We start from the raw sequence: 23,785 nt of genomic DNA, 5'->3' as shown, positions 1-23,785 counted from the left end.
GGGCGGTAGCAAATGAGTGGCAATTTCCTCGCTCTGGCGCAGCCGGGCGTGCAACAACTTTCGCCTTACGTTCCGGGAAAACCCGTGGACGAACTGGCGCGTGAGCTGGATCTCGATCCAGCCAGCATCGTCAAACTGGCGAGCAACGAAAACCCGCTGGGCGCCGGCCCCAAGGCGCTGGCGGCCATCCGCGATGCGCTGGTCGAGCTGACCCGCTATCCGGACGGCAACGGTTTTGCGCTCAAGACCCTGCTGGCCGAGCAGTGCCGTGTCGAGCTGAATCAAGTGACGCTGGGTAATGGCTCCAACGACATTCTTGAGCTGGTGGCGCGCGCCTATCTGGCGCCGGGCCTGAATGCCGTATTCAGCGAGCATGCGTTCGCTGTCTACCCGATTGCCACTCAGGCGGTCGGTGCGCAGGCCAAGGTGGTTCCGGCCAAGGACTGGGGGCATGACCTGCCCGCCATGCTGGCGGCGATCGATGCCAATACCCGTGTGGTCTTTATCGCCAACCCGAACAATCCGACCGGGACCTGGTTCGACGCCGAGGCGCTGGACGAATTCCTGCAGGATGTTCCGGAGCATGTGCTGGTGGTGCTGGACGAGGCCTACATCGAGTACGCCGAAGGCAGCGATATGCCGGACGGCCTGGACTTCCTGGCGGCTTATCCGAACCTGCTGGTTTCCCGCACCTTCTCCAAGGCCTATGGCCTGGCCGCACTGCGCGTGGGTTATGGCTTGTCCACGGCGGTGGTCGCGGACGTGCTGAACCGTGTACGCCAGCCGTTCAACGTCAACAGCCTGGCTCTGGCTGCGGCCTGTGCAGCGTTGAAGGATGAAGAGTATCTCGCGCAAAGCCGTCAACTGAATGAGGCTGGCATGCTGCAACTGGAGGCGGGTTTCCGTGAATTGGGGTTGAGCTGGATTCCGTCAAGGGGCAACTTCATTTGCGTGGACCTGGGTCAGGTTGCAGCGCCGGTGTTCCAGGGCTTGCTTCGTGAAGGCGTGATCGTGCGTCCGGTAGCGAACTACGGCATGCCGAATCACCTGCGCGTCACCATTGGTCTGCCGGCAGAGAACAGCCGCTTCCTTGAAGCGCTGACCAAGGTTCTGGCTCGTGGTTGATGTCACTGCGCTGCAATCTGCTGAACCTATGATCGGTCGCCTGGTGGTGGTCGGTCTTGGGTTGATCGGCGGTTCGTTTGCCAAGGGTTTGCGTGAGAGCGGCATATGCCGGGAAGTGGTCGGGGTCGATCTCGATCCGCAATCGCGCAAACTCGCGGTCGAATTGGGTGTGGTGGATCGCTGTGAGGAAGACCTGGGCATTGCTTGTCAGGGGGCCGACGTCATTCAACTGGCGGTGCCGATCCTGGCCATGGAAAAAGTGCTCGCGCGTTTGGCGAGCATGGATCTGGGGCAAGCGATCCTGACCGATGTCGGCAGCGCCAAAGGCAATGTGGTGCGTGCGGCAACCGAGGCGTTCGGCGGCATGCCGGTGCGGTTCGTGCCGGGCCATCCGATTGCCGGTTCCGAGCAGAGCGGCGTGGAAGCCTCCAACGCCGAGCTGTTTCGTCGTCATAAAGTGATCCTTACGCCGCTGGAGCAAACCGATCCGGCAGCCCTGGCGGTAGTCGACCGTTTGTGGCGCGAATTGGGCGCCGATGTCGAGCACATGCAGGTCGAACGTCATGACGAAGTCTTGGCGGCGACCAGTCATCTGCCGCACTTGCTGGCGTTCGGCTTGGTCGATTCGTTGGCCAAGCGCAATGAAAATCTTGAGATCTTCCGTTACGCTGCGGGCGGTTTCCGCGATTTCACAAGAATCGCCGGAAGCGACCCGGTCATGTGGCACGACATCTTCCTCGCCAACCGCGAAGCTGTCCTGCGCACACTCGATACATTTCGCAGTGACCTCGACGCCTTGCGCGACGCGGTCGATGCAGGGGATGGGCACCAATTGTTGGGCGTATTCACTCGCGCCCGGGTTGCCCGCGAGCATTTCAGTAAAATCCTGGCCCGCAGGGCCTATGTGGACGCTATGAATTCCAATGATCTGATTTTCCTGGCTCAACCTGGTGGCCGCCTGTCCGGTCGGATTCGCGTACCAGGTGACAAGTCGATTTCCCACCGTTCGATCATGCTCGGTTCCCTGGCTGAAGGTGTCACCGAAGTCGAAGGTTTCCTCGAGGGCGAAGATGCCCTGGCGACCTTGCAGGCATTCCGTGACATGGGCGTCGTGATCGAAGGTCCGCACCACGGTCGCGTGACCATTCACGGTGTTGGCCTGCATGGCCTGAAGCCGGCACCGGGCCCGATCTATCTGGGCAACTCCGGTACTTCGATGCGTTTGCTGTCCGGCCTGCTGGCCGCGCAGAACTTCGACAGCACCCTGACCGGCGACGCTTCGCTGTCCAAGCGCCCGATGAATCGCGTGGCCAATCCGCTGCGTGAAATGGGCGCCGTGATCGAAACCGCCGCGGAAGGTCGTCCACCGATGACCATCCGTGGTGGCCACAAGCTCAAGGGTCTGACCTACACCATGCCGATGGCCAGTGCCCAGGTTAAGTCCTGCCTGCTGCTGGCCGGTCTGTATGCCGAAGGCAAGACCACGGTTACCGAGCCTGCTCCGACCCGCGACCATACCGAGCGCATGCTGCGTGGCTTCGGCTACCCGGTAACGGTCAACGGTGCGACCGCATCGGTCGAGTCCGGCAACAAGCTGACCGCGACCCATATTGAAGTCCCAGGTGATATTTCGTCCTCGGCGTTCTTCCTGGTGGCGGCTTCGATCGCCGAAGGTTCGGAGCTGGTGCTGGAACACGTTGGCATCAACCCGACCCGTACCGGTGTGATCGACATCCTGCGCCTGATGGGTGCCGACATCACCCTGGAAAACCAGCGTGAAGTGGGTGGCGAACCGGTAGCTGACTTGCGCGTACGTGCAGCTAAACTCAAGGGTATCGAGATTCCCGAGGCGCTGGTTCCGCTGGCGATCGACGAGTTCCCGGTGCTGTTCGTCGCCGCCGCCTGTGCCGAAGGGCGCACCGTGTTGCGTGGCGCCGAAGAGCTGCGGGTCAAGGAGTCGGATCGTATCCAGGTCATGGCCGATGGCTTGCTGGCGTTGGGCGTCAAGTGCGAGCCGACCCCGGATGGCATCATCATCGACGGCGGCCAGATCGGCGGCGGTGAGGTGCACGGTCATGGTGATCATCGTATCGCCATGGCGTTCAGCGTTGCTTCGCTGCGCGCCAGTGCCCCGATCCGCATTCATGATTGCGCCAACGTCGCGACGTCCTTCCCGAATTTCCTGGCGCTGTGCGCACAGGTCGGTATTCGCGTGGCACAAGAGGCACAGTCGTGATCAGCATTGCACCGGTCATCACCATCGATGGGCCAAGCGGTTCGGGCAAGGGCACGGTCGCCGGGATTCTGGCCAAGCGCCTGGGCTGGAACCTGCTGGACTCCGGTGCGTTGTACCGATTGCTGGCCTTCGCCGCGCATAACCATGGTGTCGACCTGACCAATGAAGAGCTGCTGAAGAAACTCGCCGCTCATCTGGATGTGCAGTTCATCGCGGCGACGGATGGTCAGTTGCAACGCATCATTCTGGAAGGTGATGAAGTCAGCGATGTCATTCGCACCGAAAGCGTCGGTTCCGGCGCTTCCCAGGTGGCTGCGCTGCCCGCTGTACGCGAGGCGCTGCTGCAGCGCCAGCGAGCCTTTCAGGAGGCGCCGGGCCTTGTGGCGGATGGTCGCGACATGGGCACCGTGGTTTTTCCTGACGCGCCATTGAAGATTTTTCTGACCGCCAGTGCCGAGGAGCGGGCACGCCGTCGATATTTGCAGTTGAAGGGCAAAGTCGAGGGTGTTAGTCTGTCGAGTCTGCTAGATGAGATACGTGCGCGCGATGAGCGTGACACCCAGCGAGCGGTAGCCCCGCTCAAACCGGCGGCTGACGCCATACAGCTGGATTCCACGGAATTATCCATCGATCAGGTGCTGGAACGCATCATGAGCGAGATCGCCATTCGCGATATCGCCGGGTGACCAAGAGGGCCGCAGGGGACCAGTCATAGTCCTGCGGTGGCTTCTTTTAAATGAAACTAACCCACACCGTCTGGGGTGTGGAGATGGGCGTATTCTTCGCCCTCATCAACAGGAATTAAAATGAGCGAAAGCTTTGCGGAACTCTTTGAAGAAAGCCTAAAAACCCTGAACCTTCAGGCAGGCTCCATCATCACCGGTGTTATCGTTGATATCGATTACCAGGCTCGCTGGGTAACCGTTCACGCTGGCCTGAAGTCTGAAGCACTCATCCCGCTTGAGCAGTTCTACAACGACGCTGGCGAACTGAACATCAACGTCGGTGACGAAGTTCACGTTGCTCTGGACTCGGTTGAAGACGGCTTTGGTGAAACCAAGCTGTCCCGTGAAAAAGCCAAGCGCGCTGAATGCTGGATTGTTCTGGAAGCAGCCTTCGCAGCCGAAGAAGTGGTCAAGGGCGTTATCAACGGTAAGGTTAAAGGCGGCTTCACTGTCGACGTTAACGGCATCCGTGCGTTCCTGCCAGGTTCTCTGGTTGACGTCCGTCCAGTGCGCGACACCACGCACCTGGAAGGCAAAGAGCTGGAATTCAAGGTCATCAAGCTGGACCAGAAGCGCAACAACGTTGTCGTTTCCCGTCGCAGCGTCCTGGAAGCCGAGAACTCCGCCGAGCGCGAAGCTCTGCTGGAATCCCTGCAGGAAGGCCAACAAGTCAAAGGTATCGTCAAGAACCTCACCGATTACGGCGCATTCGTCGATCTGGGTGGCGTCGATGGCCTGCTGCACATTACCGACATGGCCTGGAAGCGTATCAAGCATCCTTCCGAAATCGTCAACGTTGGCGACGAGATCGATGTCAAGGTTCTGAAGTATGATCGCGAGCGCAATCGTGTTTCCCTGGGCCTGAAGCAACTGGGCGAAGATCCATGGGTTGCTATCAAAGCCCGTTACCCAGAAAGCACTCGCGTTACCGCGCGTGTAACCAACCTGACCGACTACGGCTGCTTCGCTGAGCTGGAAGAAGGCGTTGAAGGTCTGGTACACGTTTCCGAAATGGACTGGACCAACAAGAACATCCACCCTTCGAAAGTCGTACAAGTCGGCGACGAAGTGGAAGTCATGGTTCTGGACATCGACGAAGAGCGTCGTCGTATCTCCCTGGGCATCAAGCAGTGCAAATCCAACCCATGGGAAGATTTCTCTGGCCAGTTCAACAAGGGCGATAAAATCTCCGGCACCATCAAGTCGATCACCGATTTCGGTATCTTCATTGGTCTGGACGGCGGCATCGACGGTCTGGTTCACCTGTCCGACATCTCCTGGAACGAAGTGGGCGAAGAAGCCGTTCGCCGCTTCAAGAAGGGCGACGAGCTGGACACCGTTATCCTGTCGGTTGACCCAGAGCGCGAGCGCATCTCCCTGGGTATCAAGCAGCTGGAAAGCGATCCGTTCTCCGAGTACGTTCAAGAGAACGACAAAGGCGCCATCGTTAAAGGCATCGTGAAGGAAGTTGACGCTAAAGGCGCCATCATCACTCTGGCCGACGATATCGAAGCGACTCTGAAAGCCTCTGAAATCAGCCGTGACCGCGTTGAAGACGCGCGCAACGTTCTGAAAGAAGGCGAAGAAGTAGAAGCCAAGATCATCAGCGTTGACCGCAAGAGCCGTGTAATTCAGCTCTCGATCAAGTCGAAAGACGTTGAAGACGAGAAAGAAGCAATCCAGAGCCTGCGCGACAAGCCAGTAGCTACTGACGCTCCTGTGGCCACCACTCTGGGTGACCTGCTGCGTGCACAAATGGAAAAACAGAACTAAGTTCTGGCTTTCTGTAAAAAAGGGCGACTTCGGTCGCCCTTTTTTGTGCCTGGATTTTACCTGGGCTGAACAGAATATTGGCCTGCCGGGGTTTGTTGATGAAATCCAGGGCTCCTCAGGTTGTCTCTTTCTTGGTCGAATCAGTCGTTTATTTGCAGCTAGCCTTATGCCTGAAAGTAAGTGATGGTCAGGCGAGATACCTGGCAGGAGAACGATGGGGTAACTGCTGCACTGTTCAAAATCCTCCGGGTGTGCTGAGGCGCTGTGAAGCGCTGATCTGGTTGCTTGAAAAAGAAGGGGGGGCTATGACTAGGTCGGAGTTGATCGAGCGAATTGTTACCCGTCAGGGGCTGCTCTCATCCAGGGATGTGGAGCAGGCCATCAAGATCTTGCTTGAACAAATGTCCCAATGCCTGGCCACCGGCGATCGTATCGAGATCCGTGGGTTTGGCAGTTTCTCTCTGCGCTATCGCTCCCCGAGGGTGGGGCGCAATTCGAAAACCGGTCGGTCTCAGTCTCGATGGCAAGTTCGTTCCGCATTTCAAGCTGGGTAAGGAATTGCGTGATCGGCTGAATGAGGATGAGGAGGGTTGCAGTGACGATTAGTTGGTGAGACAGCAGCCGCTTCAAGCGATTCGTGATCACAGGGTTTGTGTTGTTTGTATCAATTCCATGCCTGCTCTTCGTGCTGGAAAACCAGCAGTTTGTTGTCATCTCCTTTTTAGGTTTTTCTTCACCACAGCTTCAGTTGTCGATTTTTGGCGTTGTTTCATTCTTGGTCGGAATGATTGTGGGGGGGGCGGTGTTGTGTCTGCTTATGCCTTGAGGGTCAGAAGCAGGGGCGGTAAGTTGAACATTGATTTTATTGGAATTTGTTTCTGGTGTTCAGCAGAGGCAATGATGCGGTATCCTGCGCGCGTTCGTTGAGACGGGAATTCATTGCTGTTTGCGCTTTAGTTGTTAAGGTTTTCTGGCGTAAATGTAGTCGCAATGACAACCTGCAGACAATGTGGTATTGGGTGTTGACGGTCAAGATCAGGGCGACGTCTCTTGGGAGTCGATGGACGATTACATCGAAGAAATTCGTAGGTGGGATGTTTCTCAGTACTTGCCGGATGATCTGCTCGTAAATATCGAGCGTGGTGCCATGAGCGCGAGCCTCGAAGCCCGGGCACCCTTGCTTGATCATCGAGTCGCGGAACTGGCGTTTTTTTGTCTTCAGAGCAGTTGATCAAAAGTGGCGTCGGGAAGTGGCCGCTTCGCGAACTGCTTAAGAGATACGTACCTACCTCGTTCTTCGATAGGCCAAAGGCGGGCTTCTCTATTCCACTGGCGCAATGGTGCGTGGACCACTGAGAGAGTGGGCAGAGGACTTGCTGGCTGAGAAGCGAATCAGGAGTGAGGGCTATTTCGATTGTCAGAAAATTCGCTCAGCGTGGCTCCAGCATCAAAACKGAACGTACGATCGTAGTCTTCATTTGTGGAATATTCTGATGTTCCAATCCTGGCTTGATAAAAATAGTCGCTAATTCAGATTGAGCAAAAGGTTTTCCATGAAGATAGTTTTCAATGCGCTCTCTGCCCGCTTGGGTGGAGGTCAGACATATCTGATTAATCCTTTTCAGTTCGTACCCTTCGACGGGGATCTTGATATCCTCGTGTTTGCCCCTTCGTCACTCAAGCTGCCAGATCACCCAAGGATCCGTCGCGTCGAACCTGCCTGGCCGACAGAAAATCCGCTTGTCAGAGCCTTGTGGGAAAAGTGGGTGTTACCCGGTATCTTGAAGGCTGAAAAGGCTGACCTGCTGTTTTGTCCCGGGGGGGTAGTGGGCACTCGTGCACCAGCCGGTTGCAAGGTTGCGACGATGTTTCGGAAGATGATTCCATTTGATTTGCGCGTACGAAAAAGTGTACCGTTCGGGTTGCAACGGATCAGAAATTGGTTGTTGAGCCGCATTATGCTCAAGAGCATGACTGAAGCTGATTTGACGATATTTATTTCAAATTATGCACGAGGGGGCATCGAATCGCTGACCAAGGTTAAAAACGCCGTTACTATCCCTCATGGAATTGGTTCTGTGTTTCGGACACACGGCAAAAGTACTGTTCGCCCGGATTTTTTACCAGGGAGCGAGTACATTTTATACGTGTCGAGATTTGACGTTTACAAGCATGATTTTCAAGTGGTCAGTGCTTACGGGAAACTACCTCAAGAGCTTCGTGAAAGGTTCCCGCTGATTCTTGTCGGGGAAACAAATCTGCCGGAAGCCGAGCGTGTAAAGACTCTGATTTCGACGCTAGGCCTGGAAGGCCAGGTCCTGCTACTTGGCGCTATTCCTTATCAGGAACTTCCTCCTCTGTATCACCACGCGTATCTGAATCTCTTTGCCTCGTCGTGCGAGAACAGCCCGAACATACTTCTTGAAGCGCTCGCTTCAGGTCGGCCAATGATTTGCTCCAATGTTATGCCCATGCCGGAGTCTGGCGCGGACGCAGCATTGTATTTTTCGCCGTTTGACTCCCAAGACATAGCAGACGTATTGACAGAAGCATTAACAAATCCGGAGTTCTTGAAAAAGCTGGCCGTTGCAGCGGTTGCACAAAGTGATAAGTTTGATTGGGAACAAACCTCAAGAAAAACGTGGTCCGAGTTGCTGGCGTTGGCCAAGTTGCGAAAAGCAGGTGTTTGATAGATGAGAGTTCTCGTGGTGTCGCAGTATTTTTGGCCGGAATCATTTATTATCAACGACCTGGTCAAAAGCTTGTCTGCTCAAGGGCATGTCGTAAAAGTTCTCACCGGCAAACCGAACTATCCGGATGGTGTTGTGTTCGACGGCTACCATGCTTCCGGATACCAGGAAGAAAGTTACGAAACGACAGTTGGCGTATGCCGTGCACCGCTTAGACCTCGCGGCTCTTCGGGCGCAAAAAACCTGATACTGAATTATTTGTCTTATATCGTAAATGGGCTGAAATTTTACCCGGCTGCTGTAAAAGGCGAACGTTACGACGCAATTTTTGTGTTTGCACCTTCCCCGATTACGTCGGTCATTCCCGCCATCTATTTGAAATGGAAACTCAAGAGTCATCTGGCTGTATGGGTTCAAGATCTCTGGCCAGAGAGTTTGAGTGCGACGGGATTCATCAGGAATAAATCGCTCTTGCGCGTGGTAGGGTGGATGGTCAGAGGCATTTACGCCTGCGTTGACACTTTACTCGTTCAGTCGAGGGCATTCCGGGAACCGGTTGCTCGCTATGCTGATCCCGGCAAGGTCGTGTATTTCCCAAATTGTTATCAGGATACTCCGCCAGGCTCCGAAGAGACCCGGATTCCTGCATCGCTGCTTGCGGAGCTCGAAAACCATTTCTGTCTCGTTTTTGCTGGCAACCTGGGGACCGCACAATCGGTCGAAACCCTGGTTGAGGTAGCAGACAGGCTTCGTCATCTATCCAATCTCCGAATTGTTCTGGTCGGCAGCGGTAGCATGCTGAGCTGGATCGAAAGCCAGAAAAAATCCCGATCATTGGACAACCTTGTCCTCGCCGGCCGGTATCCGGTAGGTGAAATGCCACATTTTTTCAGTCGTGCCACGGGATTGTTGGTGACGTTGAAGCAAGATGAGGCGTTCTCCTATACCATTCCCAGTAAAGTCCAGGCTTACCTTGCCGCGGGGAGGCCGATTGTCGCCGCGCTGGATGGCGAAGGGGCTCGGGTCATTCAAGAGGCCAATGCAGGCCTGACGAGCCCGGCGCAAGATGCCGAAGGTATGGCCAGGTGCATTGAGCAACTTTTCCACATGAGTTCGGATGAACGGGAGTCATTGGGGCAGTCGGGCAGGGCGTACTACCTCGAGCATTTCGAAATGGAGCGTCAAAGCCAGCGTCTCGTCGAAATCCTCTGTACCAGGATCAATGAATTGAAAGGTAGCTCAAAATGAAAGTACTAGTGTTAGGGGTCACCGGGATGCTGGGTAGCACGGTGTTCAGGCAATTCCATGGAAACCCATGCTATGAGGTGTGGGGCACTTTACGTAACCCAGGTGGCGCAAAACACTTTTCAGACGAAACTCGCAGTTCGTTGATCAGCAATGTTGACGTGCTGGACCAGGACTCGCTGGTTTCGGTGCTGGCACGGGTCAAACCGGATGTCGTCATCAACTGCGTCGGCTTGATCAAGCAGCTGGCCGATGCCAAGGATCCCCTTTCGGCGCTTCCCATCAATGCCATGTTGCCGCATCGCATTGCCAAGTTGTGCGAACTGTCTGGCGCTCGCTTGATTCACATCAGTACCGACTGCGTGTTTTCCGGACGTAAAGGGCTTTACACTGAAGAGGATATCTCCGATGCGGAGGATCTCTACGGCAAGTCCAAGTACATTGGCGAGCTTCATGCCCAGCCGAATGCAGTCACTCTCCGGACTTCAATCATCGGTCACGAACTGGGAAGCCAGTACTCGCTGGTGGATTGGTTTCTATCCCAGAACGGGTCGGTCAAGGGCTATGAAAAGGCCATTTTTTCGGGGCTCCCTACCGTGGAGCTGGCGCGTGTCATTCGAGATTATGTGATCCCGAACCCGGAGCTTAAGGGCCTTTATCATGTATCGGTGGCACCCATTGATAAATTGTCTTTGCTGAAATTGGTGGCAGAAGTTTATGAAAAGGAAATCGATATCGTCGCTGACAGTGATCTTTCTATTAATCGTTCGCTGGACTCATCAAAATTTCAATCCGCGACCGGTTACGTTCCACCTTCATGGTTGGAATTGGTCAAATCAATGCGCGCAACGCGTTGATCATTAAATACAATCAAGTCTTGGATGGTAGTTATGTTTGATAATAAAATTTTGATGATCACGGGCGGCACAGGGTCATTTGGTCATACAGTGTTGAAGCGTTTTCTTGATACAGACGTAAAAGAAATTCGTGTATTCAGCCGCGATGAAAAAAAACAGGAAGATATGCGCATTGCCCTGTCGAACGACAAGGTGAAGTTCTATATCGGTGATGTTCGCGATCGCGATAGCCTTGATCAGGCCATGGTCGGTGTGGATTACATTTTTCACGCTGCCGCATTGAAGCAGGTGCCTTCCTGCGAGTTCTACCCTATGGAAGCCGTGCGTACTAATGTCATCGGCACCGAAAACGTTCTGAATGCGGCGATTGCTTCGGGTGTTAAGCGCGTTGTCGTGCTAAGTACCGACAAGGCTGTTTATCCAATCAATGCCATGGGTATTTCCAAGGCCATGGCTGAAAAACTGATGGTGGCCAGGTCGCGGATGATTCCGGCAGCGGGACCTGTGATCTGCGCAACTCGTTACGGCAATGTCATGGCCTCGCGCGGGTCAGTGATCCCGTTGTTTATCAACCAATTGCAAAATGACGAGCCGCTGACTGTCACTGATCCGAACATGACCCGCTTCCTGATGTCGCTGGAGGACTCTGTCGACCTGGTGCTGCACGCTTTCGAGCATGCCGAGCAAGGCGATATTTTCGTTCAGAAAGCACCTGCCTCGACAGTCGCTGACCTGGCGCAAGCGCTCAAGGAGCTGTTCTCTCGTGACAATACCGTCAAGGTCATTGGCACCCGTCATGGCGAAAAACTCTACGAGTCGCTGATTTCCCGTGAAGAAATGGCCAAAGCCGAAGACATGGGGCGTTACTATCGAATCCCGGCGGACAATCGCGACCTGAACTACAAGAAATTCTTTGTTGAAGGTGAGCAGGAGATTTCCGATCTTGAAGATTACACCTCGCATAATACTGAGCGTCTCGATGTTGAAGGCGTGAAGAAAGTTCTTTTGAATCTGGAATACATTCAGGAGAAACTTGATGCTTAAGGTCATGACGCTGGTCGGCACGCGACCAGAGCTTATCAAGATGAGTCGTGTCATTGCTGAGCTGGATAAGCAGGTCAACCATGTGTTGGTCCACTCCGGCCAAAACTACGACTTCGAATTGAATCAGGTTTTTTTCGACGATCTTGAAATTCGAAAGCCCGATCACTTTCTGGGCGCCGCCGGCGATACGGCTGCCAAGACCATCGCCGAGGTGATTTCCAAGGCGGATGAAGTATTTGAAGTTGAAAAGCCGGACGCGCTTTTACTCTATGGCGATACCAATACCTGTCTTGCAGTCATTGCCGCAAAGCGCCGCAAGATTCCCGTATTCCATATGGAAGCCGGCAATCGCTGTTTTGATCAGCGAGTTCCCGAGGAACTGAATCGCAAGGTGCTCGATCACCTGAGCGATATCAATATGGTGCTGACCGAGCATGCCCGGCGTTATCTGATCGCTGAAGGGATTCGTCCTGAAACCATCATCAAGACCGGTTCGCATATGGAGGAAGTGCTCGACTATTACATGCCGAAAATTCTCACTTCCGACGTGCTGGTTCGAGAGGGGCTGGAGCAGGATAAATTCTTCATCATCAGCGCTCACCGAGAAGAAAACGTCGATACGCCGGAAAACCTCCGGGATTTGCTCAAGACACTGCGAGCCTTGGCCGACGAGTATAAGTTTCCGATCATCGTGTCCACTCACCCCCGCACCCGCAAACGTCTGGAGGCGATAGGCGAATCGTTGGATCACCCGTTGATCCGCTTTTCCAAACCATTCGGTCTGCTTGACTACATCAAGTTGCAGATGTCGGCGTTTTGCGTCCTGTCCGATAGTGGCACCATCACTGAAGAGGCCTCTCTGCTGAACTTGCCTGCCATTACCATCCGTAATGCACATGAGCGTCCGGAGGGGATGGACGAAGGGACACTCATTATGAGTGGCCTGAAAGTGGATGGCGTTCTCAATGCTGTACGTGTGGTGACCAGTCAGCATGATCGTGATCAGCGTGTCATCCCCGTGGTCAGGGATTACCAGGCGGGTCCGGTGTCCAAGCAGGTGGTTCGGGTCGTATTGAGTTACACCGACTACATCAACCGTACTGTCTGGTCGAAACCCTGAGCGGCGTCGAGGTTTGAAAATGCGTGTTTTGTTGACAGGTGCCACTGGTTTCGTAGGCCGTGCTGTACTGGGCCGGTTAGCGGCTTCTGAAGATCTGGAACCGGTGGCAGCCATTCGTGGGCATGCTTTGCCCGACTGTCCGGCGCGCGTTACAACTGTTCAAACCGCCGGGCTCGAAAGTGATGCCGATTGGTCGCAGGCGCTGGATCGGGTGGAGGTCGTCATTCACAGCGCGGCGCGTGTCCATGTGATGAATGACACCGAGTCCGATCCGCTGGTGGCGTTTCGCAAGGTGAATGTCGAAGGCACACTGAATCTTGCCCGGCAGTCGGCTGGTCAAGGGGTTCGACGTTTTGTGTTCATTAGCTCGATCAAGGTGAATGGTGAAGGTACGCCGCTCAATGAGCCCTATCTTGCCGATGCTCCACCCGCGCCAGCGGACCCCTATGGCGTATCAAAGATGGAGGCCGAGCGAGGGTTACGCGAAATCGCGATCGATTCAGGGATGGAGGTCGTGATTATTCGTCCTGTGCTCGTTTATGGCCCGGGTGTCAGGGCCAATTTCCTGAACATGATGCGCTGGCTGGACAAGGGGGTGCCGCTGCCATTCGGGGCTATCCATAATCGACGCAGTCTGGTCGCGCTCGACAATCTTGTTGATTTAATAGTGACCTGTATTCGTCACCCTGCTGCAGCGAATCAGATTTTCCTTGTTAGTGATGGGGAAGATCTGTCCACTACGCAGCTCTTGAGGCGCATGGGGCAAGCGCTGGGCAAGCCTGCACGGTTGTTGCCTGTTCCGAGTGTGCTGCTTGAGCGAGGAGCGCAGCTTTTAGGTAAGCAGGCTTTATCGCAACGGATTTGCGGGTCGTTGCAAGTCGATATAAGCAAAACTCGAAAGCTGCTGGGCTGGACTCCTCCCGTTAGCGTCGATGAAGCTCTGGTGTCGGCTGCGAACTACTACAAGGACAGGCAGCGATAAGCTGGCTAACGGCAGTGCTGGTTCAATTGCAAAATTGATTTTGGCTGTTTCAGGAAGTTGATCTTTGAACACAATTTGGTTGTTGGCTGCTGTGGTTGGTGTTTCATTTTTGGCCACGGGTGCATTGCGCAAATATGCCTTGGCACGCAGTTTGATAGATATTCCGAATTCACGAAGTTCACATTCGGTCCCGACACCGCGTGGTGGAGGTGTGGCCATCGTCCTGAGTTTTCTGATTGCGTTACCGGCGCTTGTCTGGGTAGATGACATGGCCTGGCCCATGGCGTTGGCTCTACTTGGAGCCGGTGGGTGGATAGCAGTCATAGGTTTTCTTGACGACCACGGACACATTGCTGCCCGGTGGCGCCTGCTGGCGCATTTCGCTGGTGCCATCTGGGCATTGTTCTGGATTGGCGGCATGGCCCCGATCAATGTGTTCGGTTACGAAATAAGTCTGGGATGGTTTGGTTATGTCATCGGGGCTTTTTTTCTAGTCTGGATGCTCAATCTCTATAACTTTATGGATGGTATTGATGGTCTGGCGAGTGTCGAAGCGATTTGCACCTGTGTCGGCGCTTGTCTGGTGTATTGGATTGGCGGTCATGTGAGTCTCTCCATTGCCCCGTTTGTGCTGACAATGGCCGTACTCGGTTTCCTTGTCTGGAATTTCCCGCCAGCGCGTATTTTCATGGGCGATGCCGGGAGTGGTTTTCTAGGCATAGTGCTGGCGGTGTTGGCCCTGCATGCCGCATGGACTGCACCGGTGTTTTTGTGGGCATGGCTTATCCTGTTAGGAGTATTCATTGTTGACGCCACTTTTACCTTGCTGCGACGCCTGTTGCGTGGTGACAAGGTCTATGAGGCTCATCGCAGCCATGGATACCAGTACGCTTCACGGAAATTCCGCAGCCATCGTGTGGTCACAGTCGCAATAGCCGCTGTCAATTTGTTGTGGTTATTGCCGGTCGCTATATTGGTCGTCATGCAGTACCTGGATGGTGCGACAGGATTGATTCTTGCCTATGTGCCTTTGGTGGCGCTGGCATTCAAATTCCACGCTGGCGAGTTGGAAATCGCGAACAATGCGTGATGGTTGCTCTGGCTATCACGCAATGCCTTATCCACAAGAGATACCAAAAGCTGTAGTTGCTGTATCAATGCTGGGAGCTTCGAGAGGTGTTTAGAGGGGTTATGGATAAAATTCGGGCGCATTTATTAAGTCTGCCAAGACGACATAAGCGAATTTTGCTGGTTCTGACTGATATTTTTCTGGTCTGGTTTGCCTTGTGGATGGCGTTTGTTGTACGTCTGGGGCTGGACGAGATGGTCAATCCCCTCACTCAGCATGTTTGGCTTTTTGTCAGCGCACCTGTCGTGGCAATTCCCCTGTTCATCCGCTTTGGTATGTATCGCGCGGTGATGCGGTACTTCGGAAATGATGCGCTCATTGCCATTATCAAGGCCGTCACATTATCGTCCCTGATCCTGGGCGTCTTGCTGTACTGGTACAGCAACCATCAGAACGTCGTTCCCCGCTCGATCATATTCAACTACTGGTGGTTGAGTCTTATCATGATCGGGGGATTGCGCTTCGCCATGCGCCAGTATTTTATGGGTGATTGGTTCAGTGCGGTTCAGCATGTTCCGTTTACGAGCAGGGATGATGGCTTGCCAAAAGTCGCGATTTACGGTGCGGGGGCCGCCGGCAATCAACTCGTTACCGCCTTGCGAATGGGGAGGGTCATGCGACCTGTTGCCTTTATCGATGACGATAGCGGTATTGCCGATAGGGTTATTTCGGGGCTGCAAGTATATAAGCCTAAACATATCCAACAAATGATCGACAACACGGGCGCTCAGGAAATTCTCCTGGCCATCCCGTCATCCAACCGTGGTCGCCGCCGCGAGATTCTTGGTTTTCTCGAAGGTTTTCCTCTGCACGTTCGAAGTGTCCCGGGCTTCATGGATCTGGCCAGTGGCAGGGTCAAGGTCGACGACATCCAGGAAGTAGACATTGCCGACCTGCTCGGCCGCGATGCTGTTCCGGCTCAGGGGGATTTGCTCGAGCACTGCATCAAGGGGCAGTCCGTTCTGGTTACAGGTGCTGGAGGCTCCATTGGCTCCGAACTCTGCCGTCAGATCCTGGCACTCGGACCCACGACACTTTTGCTGTTTGAGCATAGCGAGTTCAATCTCTACAGCATCTTGTCCGAACTGGAACAGCGAATTGCACGAGAGTCATTGCCGATTCGTCTTTTGCCAATTCTTGGGTCTGTGCGCAATCAGGAAAAACTTCTGGATGTGATGAAATCCTGGCGTGTGGATACGGTGTATCACGCCGCGGCTTACAAGCACGTGCCTATGGTCGAGCATAATATTGCTGAAGGTCTGCTCAACAATGTGATCGGCACACTGAATACAGCACAGGCGGCACTTCAGGCCGGTGTCTCCAACTTTGTATTGATTTCGACTGACAAGGCCGTGAGGCCTACCAATGTAATGGGCAGTACCAAGCGTCTTGCCGAGTTGACGCTGCAGGCGCTCAGTCGAGAGATGGCACCGGTATTGTTCGGTGACACGACCAACGTTTCTCGGGTTAACAAGACGCGCTTCACAATGGTGCGGTTTGGGAACGTTCTGGGATCGTCCGGTTCGGTTATTCCGCTATTTCACAAACAGATCAAGTCGGGGGGGCCACTGACGGTCACTCACCCCAAGATTACTCGATACTTCATGACCATTCCCGAAGCCGCGCAGCTGGTTATTCAAGCGGGTTCCATGGGGCAGGGCGGGGATGTTTTCGTTTTGGACATGGGGGAGCCTGTGAGGATTGTTGAGCTCGCCGAGAAGATGATCCATTTATCTGGTTTGAGCGTCCGTTCGGAAAAAAACCCGCATGGCGACATCTCTATCGAGTTCACGGGCCTGCGTCCGGGTGAAAAACTTTATGAGGAATTATTGATCGGTGACAACGTGGCTGCCACTCAGCACCCGATGATCATGACTGCCAACGAGGATTACCTGTCCTGGGATGTGCTGAAGGTCAAGCTGAGCGAATTGCTCCGCGCCGTTGATCAAGACGATTATGCGCGTGTTCGCCAGTTGTTGCGCGACACCGTTAGTGGCTACTCCCCGGATGGTGAAATCGTCGACTGGATCTACCAGCAGCGACGCCTGGAACCCTGATTGTTTCATATTTTGCAATGTACATATTTTTGACAGCGCCATTACATAGCCTAAGTTTGAGGAGCAGCTTCGGAAAAAGCTGCCTTCTAAAACGCCGTCATGGAGCTTCAATTATGCGTACAGGCTATTTCTACTCTCTGGTCTTTGCCCTTCTCACCAGTGTTCCCGTCGTTACTTTCGCTGCTCCAGTGACCAGTCCCGAGGTGCTCAAGACACCTCAGGTACTGGATGTGGCCGCCAAGGGGCAAGTGGGTAAAATCGATCTTAATCGTGCCGATTCAGCAACGCTGCAGCGTGAACTGTCGGGTATAGGCGAGGCCAAGGCCAAAGCGATTGTTGCATATCGTGAAAGCAATGGGCCATTTGCGTCAGTAGATGAACTGCTGGAAGTGAAGGGGATTGGTAAAGCGCTTCTGGACAGAAATCGCGAGAAGATCGAATTGAACTAAGCGTGTAATTGAACGAAAAAAGCCGATCATTGCAGGCTGTGTAAAAACCTGGCAATCTGCTGGCCGGTTAAAGAAAATGCCCGTATGGCAAGATACGGGCATTTTTCTTATACGCTATATCCAAGGTGAAAAACCGCTCCTGGTGGCCTGAGCGGTTAATTCGTTGTAAGCGCTCCATGAACCCCACATTCAAAGCGCTTAGCTGATCCCGGATGCTGTGCTCCCGATTCCCTCAAGAGCCAGCCCGCCATGATGCGCCCCGATGCAAAAGTCGAAAAAGTCTATCTTTACCCCAAACCCGTGGACTTTCGAAAATCCATTGATGGCCTGGCCGCGCTGGTCGAACTGGATATCAAGGTCGCGGTATTCGACCCTGTGCTTTTCGTCTTCCTCAACAAGCCGGGCTCAGGAGGTGCCGACGCGTCTGCTTGATGGCTATCGCGGCTACGTGATGACCGATGATTATGCCGGTTACAACGCGCTGGGCGCGCAGGAGGGGGTTGAGCGTTTAGGCTGCTGGGCGCATGCACGACGCAAATTCGTCGAAGCGCAAAAAGTACAGCCCAAAGGCAAGACGGGACGTGCCGACATCGCGCTGAACCTGATCAACAAGCTTTATGGCATCGAACGCGATCTACAGGCTGGCAACGACGGCAAGCGTAAAACCGGTCGTCACGCGCACAGCCTGCCGGTGCTGGCTCAGTTGAAAAACTGGATGGAAAAGACACAGCCTCAGGTCACAGCTCAGAACGCCCTGGGCAAAGCCATCAGTTATCTGGCCAACAACTGGAACAAACTTGCGTGGTATGTCGAGGAAGGCTACTTGCCGATTGACAACAACCCTGCCGAACGCGCCATCAGGCCCTTCGTGATCGGAAGGAAGAACTGGTTGTTCACCGACACGTCTAAAGGCGCGACGGCCAGTGCTCAACTTTACAGCCTGGTCGAGACAGCCAAAGCCAACGGCCAAGAGCCCTATGCGTGGCTGCGCCACGCACTTGAGCGCCTGCCGACGGCCTCTTCGGTTGAGGATTACGAAGCTTTACTGCCCTGGAACTGCTCGCCGGTATCGCGTAGTTAAACGCGCTATCCATCTTGATGGCTGGCGGGGTTTACGGATCGCTTACGAAGTGTCACCGTGTTCATGAGAGATCCTCCGCCAAAAACGAGAAAAGCCCTGCAAGCGTAAACCTGCAGGGCTTCTCGGTCAGGCTGACCATATCAATAAACCCGCCGTAGCGGGTCATGTTGAGATTGAAGCTGTTATGAAGTCATAACGTTTAAGTAACGCTGATTCGTTTCCTCACGTTAACTCCAGCTAATACCGGACAACAAATGAACAGCGTGAACGCGTAAGGCATCCAGACAATTGGCCGCTGATATATACTAAACAGGAACAGCGCGAAAAACAGTAATGCCCATTTCGGCAAATCAGCTCTACGCAGAAGCGCGATAGCAAGCAAAATCATAGAGCCTGCAAAAAGGATCATCCCGATGATCCCAAAGTCCGTGAATATTCTCGTTACCACTTGAGAGACTCCACCAAACGTTACGCTAGCGTCAGAGCTTACCCCGAACATAAGAGTCTTCAAACCTGAAGACCAATAGTCATTGAGCAGTTTTTGCATTTCAGGAAGCGATCTATTGTTTATGTACTGAGTCTGACGCAAGGTTGAGGCCGGTAATTCAGTGGTGTTTTTCACTACCGAAGCTTCCGATGCCTGCGTCTCTGGGAGGCTAGCAACTAGCTCCGGAGGAGAAGACAATGGTCCTGTCAAGCTAGGCGCCGATGTAGTGACTTCGACTCCAGGGCCTTTCGCATTCGTTTCTGTGTGGAAAGAATCTGGCTTGATGACTCCTGCGGCAAGCAGCCCTGCAACTACGCTCAGAGCGAGAGGCGCCAAGGTTCTGGCAGATCGGGTCAGCACCAGGCGAGCAGCAAAACCAGCGACTGTCAGCACTGCAAACGCCAAAGAAAACGAGAGCAACCCGCCTACGAAAAGTAGGATGGTGGCTGTTGACCTGATCCGGAACCTATGGGCTGCGAGCAGAAATGCTGAAACGGTACCCACCATCCCCGGCTCATCATAAACCGCACACAAACGGTAGAGCGTTCCGCCCCATGGTAGAGACGTCACGTTATTCCCAAGCAATAGCACACCGGGCACATTCAGATAATAACCCCCCGCTGCGGCCATTACAGGGTTTAGAAGCGGGCTGTGATTAAAGCTGATTTGAAGCCCGAGAATGGCGCCAATCGATACCAAAACACCTGGCAGCAAGCTCAACCCGAAGATAATCGAAAATGCTTTTATAAGTTCGGCTCTCCGACTGTCTTCGAATACGAAGAGCGCTAGCATAGTCGGCAGAACGAAATACCAACGTGTAAAGCTTCCGTCCGTTTTCGGGAGGAAGCTTATGTAGACTATAAAAATTGCCATCATGGCAAAGCCGATCATTTCACTTTTACGTGGCCTATCACCAGCGATGAACGCGAGCGCCGCAATGACGCCAGCCGTTAGTCCGGCAAGTGCAATATGCCTACTGGAGCCCCATAAAAAGTACGGATTCAAAGATATCCATGAACACAGCGCTAAAGCAGGGGCAAGCAGGAGACTGCCACGATTGACGAATGATGAATACATTCCTGATTTCCTTGAAATGCTAAGCCGATAGCCGGCAAGTGTATCGGGCACTCGGGATCTACTTGGCGCTTGCCACAATCGAGTCTCGCTTAGCTCGGGTGAGCTCCACGACGCATACCCTGTCGACCCCCACTATATCCAGAGAAGCTATCGCACAGGACATGTCGGACTGGTTTTGCTTACTCCAAGAGCGTGAGCCTACTTTGATTAGGCATCCCTCTTGATCTCTTACGGATTTTGGGGCCGCATCAATCAGGTCCACATCCGGGATACTACAATCTCTCGCTTCCTGATCTGCCGTTTTCCAAGCTGCAGCTGCTTACTCTACCAAAGACGAGCCCAGCGCAGAGGAAGAAATCAAAACCAGGGCCAACCCCGCCAACGTAATCCGTTTCGGCGATGCACAGCGTATTACCTTGGCCAAAGTCATTGCCAGTCGTCCTTTAGGCGAACATATAGTCAGTAGGCCGGCATGCTATCAGCTTTGAGACTGGTCTGCGACAACACACCAGCCGTCCCTGGCATAGGATCGCTTGGGCTACTTCTCCGCTTCAGCCTTCCTGGCTGCAGCCAGAGCTACCTTTTCCGTATCGCAAGGAGGACCGACCTTATGGGTACCGTCGGCGTAGACGAGCTTCGCGCTGATCTTCCCGCTGCGCGGCCATTGTGTGTACTGAATTTTCATCCTGCGAGAGCCTCCGCTACGACCGTACCAGAAGAGGCCAAAGCCGCTCCGTTGTAGTAGGTCTGATACTTGTCGAGGTACACCACCGCGCCTGTCACCCCACTGTTCACATGATACAAACGCGCCTTGTTCATATCGTTTCCGCTCAGCACCGTCTTGGTCGTGCCGTTATCGGTAGTTATGGTGCTTGACGGCAAAACGCTGTTTGCATAGTCGCCAGAACGGTTGTCGGGATTGATAGTGTTTCGATGCAGGTAAGGCTTAAAGCAACCCGACAGATAGATGAACGGATCGTAGATGCCCGTGTAGCGGGACGAGTAACCAGGGTGCTCCAACTGATTGATCGTGATTTGAGGCTGTTCGACGTTGATCAACGCCAGCGCCCCGCCGTTGGTCGTGATGTTGTTGTCATGGATGGCCATCTGCTGAGCGCCAGACAAGCCGATCACCTCGATACCGCAGTTGCGACCGGTAATCGTGTTGTGCTGGATCGTGAGGCTGTCGCCCATGTAGGTGCCGTGGATGCCGCTGTTGATCCAGCAACGCTCCACCACGCCTGTGAAGAGCCCGTCGAGATTCTTGACGCTATTGTCGAACTCCAGGCCACGCCCCAGAACATCACCGATCTCAACGTAGCCGATACTCAGCCTTGGCTGTTGATGCCAGCTCATCCCGTAGCCCAAGTAGTCACACATCCATGACCCGGCTACCCGGCTCTTTTCCCGGTTCAGCGTCAGTTTCAGACGCTGCCTCAAGAACCGCTCGACGCCGGCCATCACTCGCTCACCGGAACGACGCCTACGCACATAAATGTTCGCATCGTCGGCGTAGCGCACGAAACGATGGCCTCGCCGCTCCAATTCACGATCGAGTTCGTGGTGCAGGATGTTCGACAACAACGGCGAGATAGCGCCGGCAACAATAGAGCAAACTCTCGGATAAAATGGGGGCTGTGCATTGTCATGGAGAGTTTTGCTGCGAGGTATGCGGGATGCCCCGGCGTCGAGATTGTTCTCGTCATTGAGGTCATCGCCCCCACTGACGGGAGAATTCAGTCATGAGCCGAAAACCGCGGATCTGGCGTATTCGTCTGGCTTTTGAGCCAAATCGATTCTCTTGTGAAGAGCTCGAGAGGGTCTACGAGCAGCTAAAACCGACAGAAACGCGGACCTCCTCAGAGTTGTCGCAATCCCGGTCCCCTGTGAAAAAGCATCGTACTGCCAAGCGAGGTGAGCAATGAGCCAGGCTGTGATGGTGGCGCTCTATGCCCGGGTATCCTCTGACCAACAGGCTAAACGCGGCACGATTGAAAGCCAGATTGCCGCGCTGATGGAGCGGATCGTGGCTGATGGCGCCCAAGTCGTTGAGGACATGCGCTTTATCGACGCTGGCGTCAGTGGCGCGACGCTGATTCGCCCACAATTGGAACGGCTCAGAGACCGCGCTGCACTTGGCTTGGTAGATCGTCTCTACGTCCTGTCCCCCCAGACCGGCTGTCACGAAAATATGCCCACCAGGCATTGCTGATGGAAGAACTATCGGCGTGCGGCGTACAGGTCGTATTCCTCAATCATGCCATCGTCGCGGCAAGCTTCATGGCGCCAAGCGGGGCAGTACCAGAGCCTGCGCGACAAGCCATTAGCTACTGATGCTCCTGTGCTACCACTCGGGTTGAACAGGATATTGGTTCCCGGGGAGGATTGCAGAAACTCAAGGCGCTTCAGGTTGTCTTTTTCTTTAATCGGATCAGTCGTTTATTTGCAACTAGTCTTATGCCTGAAGGCGAACGACGGTCAGGCGAGGCGTCTGGCATAAGGATGTGAATGAAAAGGCTCATTGTCGTGATTGCCGTACTGACATTGGCGGGTTGTATGACTAATGCAAGGACCCATGCGGTACGCGGGGTCAGTGGCGTCGAGATCGATTGCTCGGGGCTGGGATCGGGGTGGGAGAGGTGTCAAAAGCGAGCTGACAGGGAATGTAAGGGGGCAGGTTACAAGGTTGTGGCCAGGTCCGACGACGCCAAGGATGAAGATGAATACTTCTTTGGCTTCAATCCTGCGGGTTTATTGACACGGACCATGTTGGTTATCTGTAGGTGAGCTGGGTGCCGGGGCGCGGACGCTCATGCGGGGAGAGAATGCGGTAAATGCAATGGGCTGTTCAAAATCGTCCGGGCGTGCTAAAACCTTTGAAGCGCTGATCTAGCTGCTTGAAAAAGAAGGGAAAAATATGACGAAGTCGGAGTTGATCGAACGAATTGTCACCCATCAAGGACTGCTCTCATCAAAGGATGTGGAGCTGGCCATCAAGACCATGCTTGAGCAAATGTCCCAATGCCTGGCCACCGGCGATCGCATCGAGATCCGTGGCTTCGGCAGTTTCTCGCTGCACTATCGCGCACCGCGCGTGGGACGCAATCCGAAAACCGGTCAGTCTGTCAGCCTCGATGGCAAGTTCGTTCCGCATTTCAAGCCCGGCAAGGAGTTGCGTGATCGGGTGAATGAGGATGAGGAGGAAGTGTCGTGATAGTAAACGGAGTTTGGGTTGTTACTGATGTCTAATATTAAACGCGTAATGCTTGCGGTTTTGTTGTTGCTATTGATCTTAGTGGTCTTAGTGTTCGTCCTGGAAAACCAACAAACCATTTCGATGGTGTTTCTTGGGTGGACAGGGCCTGCATTGCCCGTGTCGGTAATTGTAGTGCTTTCACTGTTGGTAGGGATGGTGTTGGGGCCTCTATTGTTTTGGCTATTGCTGAGGATCAGGAAGGTRTCGCGGACGTCAGCCAAGTAAATTATAAAGAGATGAGCGTTCGGTTGACGGTTCAGTGATGTTTTCCGGGTATCGGTAATCCATCGTTTTCGATTTGTTATATCTGCAACTTTTTTCAGTTCGGTAGATAGAGCGGTTTCTCAAGAATGCAGGAGAAGTGCGCCTGCTAGTCTGCCTACCTTGCTTGTCGATGGGGTATAACTTTAGTGTGGTATTTGTTGGGGTGTCTGTATTGCTCAGTCTACGGT

20 protein-coding genes and 4 pseudogenes are annotated in these 23,785 nt (G+C 54.0%); 22 read left to right on the top strand and 2 right to left on the bottom strand.

What is annotated here, in order from left to right:
• The first annotated feature begins 12 nt into the window (after window positions 1-12).
• The 18 genes and pseudogenes from hisC to tnpC form a co-directional block, all read left to right on the top strand.
• Window positions 13-1,125, top strand: a complete 1,113-nt coding sequence (hisC, locus tag AC1DXW_RS07800; RefSeq protein ID WP_477755924.1) for a histidinol-phosphate transaminase — start codon at window positions 13-15, stop codon at window positions 1,123-1,125.
• 28 nt (window positions 1,126-1,153) lie between these two features.
• Window positions 1,154-3,361 carry a bifunctional prephenate dehydrogenase/3-phosphoshikimate 1-carboxyvinyltransferase gene (locus tag AC1DXW_RS07795; protein WP_477759910.1) on the top strand — a complete coding sequence of 736 codons (2,208 nt, stop codon included), beginning with the start codon at window positions 1,154-1,156 and terminating at the stop codon, window positions 3,359-3,361.
• Window positions 3,358-4,047 carry a (d)CMP kinase gene (gene cmk, locus AC1DXW_RS07790; RefSeq protein WP_008049002.1) on the top strand — a complete coding sequence of 230 codons (690 nt, stop codon included), beginning with the start codon at window positions 3,358-3,360 and terminating at the stop codon, window positions 4,045-4,047. Before AC1DXW_RS07795 ends, cmk begins: the two co-directional genes overlap by 4 nt.
• A gap of 120 nt (window positions 4,048-4,167) precedes the next feature.
• Window positions 4,168-5,859, top strand: a complete 1,692-nt coding sequence (gene rpsA / locus AC1DXW_RS07785; RefSeq protein ID WP_007973639.1) for a 30S ribosomal protein S1 — start codon at window positions 4,168-4,170, stop codon at window positions 5,857-5,859.
• 305 nt (window positions 5,860-6,164) lie between these two features.
• Window positions 6,165-6,465 (top strand): annotated as a pseudogene (gene ihfB / locus AC1DXW_RS07780) (integration host factor subunit beta).
• 454 nt (window positions 6,466-6,919) lie between these two features.
• The gene (locus tag AC1DXW_RS07775; protein WP_477756919.1) at window positions 6,920-7,090 is read left to right on the top strand and encodes an asparagine synthase-related protein; all 171 of its coding nucleotides are present in this window, start codon (window positions 6,920-6,922) and stop codon (window positions 7,088-7,090) included.
• Window positions 7,072-7,388, top strand: a pseudogene (locus AC1DXW_RS07770) (asparagine synthase-related protein). The gene AC1DXW_RS07775 and the pseudogene AC1DXW_RS07770 overlap by 19 nt, the downstream one beginning before the upstream one ends.
• Before the next feature lie 24 nt (window positions 7,389-7,412).
• Window positions 7,413-8,549: a glycosyltransferase family 4 protein gene (locus AC1DXW_RS07765; RefSeq protein WP_477759895.1), complete on the top strand. Its 1,137-nt coding sequence runs from the start codon at window positions 7,413-7,415 to the stop codon at window positions 8,547-8,549.
• A gap of 3 nt (window positions 8,550-8,552) precedes the next feature.
• Complete coding sequence (locus AC1DXW_RS07760) at window positions 8,553-9,797, top strand: glycosyltransferase family 4 protein (RefSeq protein ID WP_477756752.1); 1,245 nt, start codon at window positions 8,553-8,555, stop codon at window positions 9,795-9,797.
• On the top strand, window positions 9,794-10,651 hold the full coding sequence (locus tag AC1DXW_RS07755) for a dTDP-4-dehydrorhamnose reductase family protein (RefSeq protein ID WP_477756753.1): 858 nt from the start codon (window positions 9,794-9,796) through the stop codon (window positions 10,649-10,651). Before AC1DXW_RS07760 ends, AC1DXW_RS07755 begins: the two co-directional genes overlap by 4 nt.
• Before the next feature lie 33 nt (window positions 10,652-10,684).
• Complete coding sequence (locus AC1DXW_RS07750) at window positions 10,685-11,695, top strand: polysaccharide biosynthesis protein (RefSeq protein WP_223456234.1); 1,011 nt, start codon at window positions 10,685-10,687, stop codon at window positions 11,693-11,695.
• Window positions 11,688-12,815, top strand: coding sequence for a non-hydrolyzing UDP-N-acetylglucosamine 2-epimerase (gene wecB / locus AC1DXW_RS07745; RefSeq protein WP_477756583.1), 1,128 nt, complete (start codon window positions 11,688-11,690; stop codon window positions 12,813-12,815). The genes AC1DXW_RS07750 and wecB overlap by 8 nt, the downstream gene beginning before the upstream one ends.
• Window positions 12,816-12,834: 19 nt before the next feature.
• Window positions 12,835-13,797: a UDP-glucose 4-epimerase family protein gene (locus AC1DXW_RS07740; protein WP_477756584.1), complete on the top strand. Its 963-nt coding sequence runs from the start codon at window positions 12,835-12,837 to the stop codon at window positions 13,795-13,797.
• 64 nt (window positions 13,798-13,861) lie between these two features.
• Entirely contained in the window at window positions 13,862-14,887 is a 1,026-nt protein-coding gene (locus AC1DXW_RS07735; RefSeq protein WP_477759894.1) for an MraY family glycosyltransferase, read from the top strand.
• Between the two features lie 101 nt (window positions 14,888-14,988).
• The gene (locus tag AC1DXW_RS07730; RefSeq protein ID WP_477759893.1) at window positions 14,989-16,983 is read left to right on the top strand and encodes a polysaccharide biosynthesis protein; all 1,995 of its coding nucleotides are present in this window, start codon (window positions 14,989-14,991) and stop codon (window positions 16,981-16,983) included.
• A gap of 113 nt (window positions 16,984-17,096) precedes the next feature.
• The gene (locus tag AC1DXW_RS07725) at window positions 17,097-17,432 is read left to right on the top strand and encodes a ComEA family DNA-binding protein (protein WP_477756448.1); all 336 of its coding nucleotides are present in this window, start codon (window positions 17,097-17,099) and stop codon (window positions 17,430-17,432) included.
• Window positions 17,433-17,681: 249 nt separating this feature from the next.
• On the top strand, window positions 17,682-17,864 hold the full coding sequence (tnpB, locus tag AC1DXW_RS07720; RefSeq protein ID WP_477759892.1) for an IS66 family insertion sequence element accessory protein TnpB: 183 nt from the start codon (window positions 17,682-17,684) through the stop codon (window positions 17,862-17,864).
• A pseudogene (tnpC, locus tag AC1DXW_RS07715) lies at window positions 17,824-18,513 on the top strand (IS66 family transposase); the annotation flags it as partial. The gene tnpB and the pseudogene tnpC, both read left to right, overlap by 41 nt.
• A gap of 199 nt (window positions 18,514-18,712) precedes the next feature.
• Here tnpC and AC1DXW_RS07710 read toward each other — a convergent pair.
• Window positions 18,713-20,077 carry a hypothetical protein gene (locus AC1DXW_RS07710; RefSeq protein ID WP_477759891.1) on the bottom strand — a complete coding sequence of 455 codons (1,365 nt, stop codon included), beginning with the start codon at window positions 20,075-20,077 and terminating at the stop codon, window positions 18,713-18,715.
• A gap of 1,308 nt (window positions 20,078-21,385) precedes the next feature.
• A pseudogene (locus AC1DXW_RS07705) lies at window positions 21,386-21,676 on the bottom strand (reverse transcriptase domain-containing protein); the annotation flags it as partial.
• A gap of 322 nt (window positions 21,677-21,998) precedes the next feature.
• Here AC1DXW_RS07705 and AC1DXW_RS07700 point away from each other — a divergent pair.
• The 4 genes from AC1DXW_RS07700 (at window position 21,999) to AC1DXW_RS07685 (ending at window position 23,558) form a co-directional block, all read left to right on the top strand.
• Window positions 21,999-22,289, top strand: coding sequence for a recombinase family protein (locus AC1DXW_RS07700; RefSeq protein ID WP_477756943.1), 291 nt, complete (start codon window positions 21,999-22,001; stop codon window positions 22,287-22,289).
• Window positions 22,290-22,585: 296 nt separating this feature from the next.
• The gene (locus AC1DXW_RS07695; RefSeq protein ID WP_477756942.1) at window positions 22,586-22,864 is read left to right on the top strand and encodes a hypothetical protein; all 279 of its coding nucleotides are present in this window, start codon (window positions 22,586-22,588) and stop codon (window positions 22,862-22,864) included.
• 130 nt (window positions 22,865-22,994) lie between these two features.
• On the top strand, window positions 22,995-23,291 hold the full coding sequence (gene ihfB, locus AC1DXW_RS07690) for an integration host factor subunit beta (RefSeq protein ID WP_108215432.1): 297 nt from the start codon (window positions 22,995-22,997) through the stop codon (window positions 23,289-23,291).
• Window positions 23,292-23,318: 27 nt separating this feature from the next.
• The gene (locus AC1DXW_RS07685; RefSeq protein ID WP_477759890.1) at window positions 23,319-23,558 is read left to right on the top strand and encodes a lipopolysaccharide assembly protein LapA domain-containing protein; all 240 of its coding nucleotides are present in this window, start codon (window positions 23,319-23,321) and stop codon (window positions 23,556-23,558) included.
• Window positions 23,559-23,785 lie beyond the last annotated feature (227 nt).

This window comes from Pseudomonas sp. P4_C4, assembly GCF_056402055.1.
Note: the sequence above shows the minus strand (reverse complement) of the source record. Positions and strands in the feature narration are given on the sequence as shown.

What these genes read in the sequence shown, in the direction of transcription:
- hisC (WP_477755924.1), top strand. Translation starts at nt 13, where the DNA reads ATGAGTGGCAATTTCCTCGCTCTGGCGCAGCCGGGCGTGCAACAACTT.
- AC1DXW_RS07755 (WP_477756753.1), top strand. Translation starts at nt 9,794, where the DNA reads ATGAAAGTACTAGTGTTAGGGGTCACCGGGATGCTGGGTAGCACGGTG.
- rpsA (WP_007973639.1), top strand. Translation starts at nt 4,168, where the DNA reads ATGAGCGAAAGCTTTGCGGAACTCTTTGAAGAAAGCCTAAAAACCCTG.
- AC1DXW_RS07740 (WP_477756584.1), top strand. Translation starts at nt 12,835, where the DNA reads ATGCGTGTTTTGTTGACAGGTGCCACTGGTTTCGTAGGCCGTGCTGTA.
- ihfB (WP_108215432.1), top strand. Translation starts at nt 22,995, where the DNA reads ATGACGAAGTCGGAGTTGATCGAACGAATTGTCACCCATCAAGGACTG.
- AC1DXW_RS07760 (WP_477756752.1), top strand. Translation starts at nt 8,553, where the DNA reads ATGAGAGTTCTCGTGGTGTCGCAGTATTTTTGGCCGGAATCATTTATT.
- AC1DXW_RS07700 (WP_477756943.1), top strand. Translation starts at nt 21,999, where the DNA reads ATGAGCCAGGCTGTGATGGTGGCGCTCTATGCCCGGGTATCCTCTGAC.
- AC1DXW_RS07750 (WP_223456234.1), top strand. Translation starts at nt 10,685, where the DNA reads ATGTTTGATAATAAAATTTTGATGATCACGGGCGGCACAGGGTCATTT.
- wecB (WP_477756583.1), top strand. Translation starts at nt 11,688, where the DNA reads ATGCTTAAGGTCATGACGCTGGTCGGCACGCGACCAGAGCTTATCAAG.
- AC1DXW_RS07775 (WP_477756919.1), top strand. Translation starts at nt 6,920, where the DNA reads ATGGACGATTACATCGAAGAAATTCGTAGGTGGGATGTTTCTCAGTAC.
- AC1DXW_RS07765 (WP_477759895.1), top strand. Translation starts at nt 7,413, where the DNA reads ATGAAGATAGTTTTCAATGCGCTCTCTGCCCGCTTGGGTGGAGGTCAG.
- AC1DXW_RS07710 (WP_477759891.1), bottom strand. Translation starts at nt 20,077, where the DNA reads ATGTATTCATCATTCGTCAATCGTGGCAGTCTCCTGCTTGCCCCTGCT.
- AC1DXW_RS07725 (WP_477756448.1), top strand. Translation starts at nt 17,097, where the DNA reads ATGCGTACAGGCTATTTCTACTCTCTGGTCTTTGCCCTTCTCACCAGT.
- AC1DXW_RS07695 (WP_477756942.1), top strand. Translation starts at nt 22,586, where the DNA reads ATGAAAAGGCTCATTGTCGTGATTGCCGTACTGACATTGGCGGGTTGT.
- AC1DXW_RS07730 (WP_477759893.1), top strand. Translation starts at nt 14,989, where the DNA reads ATGGATAAAATTCGGGCGCATTTATTAAGTCTGCCAAGACGACATAAG.
- AC1DXW_RS07795 (WP_477759910.1), top strand. Translation starts at nt 1,154, where the DNA reads ATGATCGGTCGCCTGGTGGTGGTCGGTCTTGGGTTGATCGGCGGTTCG.
- tnpB (WP_477759892.1), top strand. Translation starts at nt 17,682, where the DNA reads ATGATGCGCCCCGATGCAAAAGTCGAAAAAGTCTATCTTTACCCCAAA.